The sequence below is a fragment of the Actinomycetospora chlora genome, from assembly GCF_039542135.1.
In the GTDB taxonomy this organism is placed as follows: Bacteria; Actinomycetota; Actinomycetes; order Mycobacteriales; family Pseudonocardiaceae; genus Actinomycetospora; species Actinomycetospora chlora.
In genome coordinates this window covers 1-1,955 of sequence record NZ_BAABHO010000111.1, presented here as the reverse complement: position 1 = coordinate 1,955, position 1,955 = coordinate 1, and the positions used below count along the sequence as shown (strand labels likewise).

Sequence of the window (1,955 nt, the reverse complement as noted above, 5' to 3'; positions counted from 1 at the left end):
AGGACAAACACACCAAACATCGGCACACTGTTGAGTTCTCAAAGGACAACCACACCGCCGTACTGACCTGCCCACGAGGCAGACCTTCCGGAGGGCGACCTTCCTATCCTACTGCATCAACCGGACCCGGTTCAACCGTTCTGTCCTGGCGACGGGGAGAAGATTACAGGCCCGTTCCGACCCTCGTGCACGGGGGGTGGGGTGCCGGCATCGGTGCAGGTGGACGGGCATGTCGGGCCCCGACGGTCAGGGACCGGCCCAGTGCACCTGGAGGAGGTCCACCCGTCGGAGCTGCTCGACGACGACGTAGGTGAGCAGGCCCGCCGGGCCGAACGCCATGGTGCGCACGGCCCCTCCCGGGTTGCGGTCGACGAGCGGCGCTCCGGACCAGGGGTCGACCTCGAGCACCGCTAGCGTCTCGGCCAGGGCGAGCAGGGCCGGGCGCGGGAGGGCCTCGAGCTCGGCGCGGATCGTCGCGACGTCGACCTCGTACGTCACCGGGAGCGCTACAGGCCGAGCTCGGCGCGCACCTCGCGCCACGACCCGCCGCGGCGAGCCCCACCGGCGCGACCGGCGGCCGCGGCGGCCTCGGCGTGCAGGGCACGGTACCCCTCCGGCCCGCCGGCTGCCGCGGTCACACGAGCGACCCGCCGCCACGCCTCGAGGCAGGCGACGACCGTCGAGAGGTCGTACGACTCGGCTGCGGCGGCGAGCGCGGCGCGCCACTGGCGGTCGAACTCGACGGCACTCTCGGGGGCCAGAGCCGCCCGGACCTCCGCGGGGGTGGCCTCCGCCCACATCCCGCCCTGACCCCCGCCGGACGGGACGGGGGAGGTGGCCGCGGTCATAGACGCACCCTACGACGAGGGGGCCGGCGCACGGGGGATGACGCCGTCCGGAGATCGCCGGGGGTCCGTGTCGAAACGCCGGCCGGGCGATCGTCGTCGAGATGAAGGCCGATACCGAGGGAGAGGCGCCACCGTGTCCACCACGATCCCCACCGCCCGTCGCATGTTCGAGCTCCTGGAGCCGATCTGTCTGGTCACCTTCTTCGCCGAGGAGTGCAACGACGAGCTGGCCGCACTCGGGCACCGCACCTACTGGGACGGCTACTTCGCCAGCCGTGCGGCGTCGCTGGGCCGGGTGCCGGCCGAGGTCGTCGACGCGGCCTTCTACAGCTTTGCCGACGGGGAGGTCGCACGGCACATCCCGAGCGCGTGGGACACCGCGCCGCCGGAGGCGTCCTTCGCCGCACGGGAGCGGGGCAGCGCGGCCTCCGTGCGCCGGCTGCTCGGCGACGAGCTCGCCGGCTCCCCGGGCCTGGCCCGCGCCGCGGATCTCGTCACGAAGGCCGCGCGGAGCGCCCCCACCGCGGGCCGGGTGATGTTCGCCGGGATGCGGAGCATGCCCGTGCCGGCCGATCCGGTCGCCCGGCTCTGGCACTCGGCCACCACGCTGCGCGAGCACCGCGGCGACGGGCACATCGCCGCCCTCGTCACCGAGGGCATCGGCGGGACGGAGGCCCACATCCTCTCCGCGATCGACATGGACATCCATCCGCCGGAGTCCTTCGGGCGGGTCCACCACCTGCCGGCGGCACGCCTCGAGGCGGTGATGACCGGCCTGCGCCGCCGCGGGCTCGTCGACGCCGACGGCCGCTTCACCGAGGCCGGCCGCGCCACCAAGGAGCGCATCGAGGACCTCACGGACGAACTCGCCGCGCCGCCGTTCGACGCGCTCTCCGCCGCCGAGCTCGACGAGCTGGTGGCGGTACTCGAGCCCCTCACCGCGGCGCTCACCGCCGGCGGCATCCCCGCACCGACCCGCTAGTGACGGTCGCGACCCCGGAAACGACGAAAGGCCGGCGCACCGTGGCGGTGCGTCGGCCTTCGTCTGGCTTCCCCGTGGATTGGTGGGGGTGGTCGGGTGTTCCGGCGGTGTCCTACTCTCCCACG

General features: G+C 73.7%; 3 protein-coding genes. 1 reads left to right on the top strand and 2 read right to left on the bottom strand.

Annotation, left to right across the window (positions count from 1 at the left end; translation table 11 throughout):
* Positions 1-246 precede the first annotated feature (246 nt).
* Together ABD994_RS30895 and ABD994_RS30890 are read right to left on the bottom strand one after the other, a co-directional pair.
* Positions 247-498, bottom strand: coding sequence for a hypothetical protein (locus ABD994_RS30895; protein ID WP_345425446.1), 252 nt, complete (start codon positions 496-498; stop codon positions 247-249).
* Between the two features lie 8 nt (positions 499-506).
* Complete coding sequence (locus tag ABD994_RS30890; RefSeq protein WP_345425441.1) at positions 507-848, bottom strand: DUF6247 family protein; 342 nt, start codon at positions 846-848, stop codon at positions 507-509.
* 133 nt (positions 849-981) lie between these two features.
* Here ABD994_RS30890 and ABD994_RS30885 point away from each other — a divergent pair, with 133 nt between their 5' ends.
* The gene (locus tag ABD994_RS30885; RefSeq protein WP_425550163.1) at positions 982-1,830 is read left to right on the top strand and encodes an SCO6745 family protein; all 849 of its coding nucleotides are present in this window, start codon (positions 982-984) and stop codon (positions 1,828-1,830) included.
* Positions 1,831-1,955 lie beyond the last annotated feature (125 nt).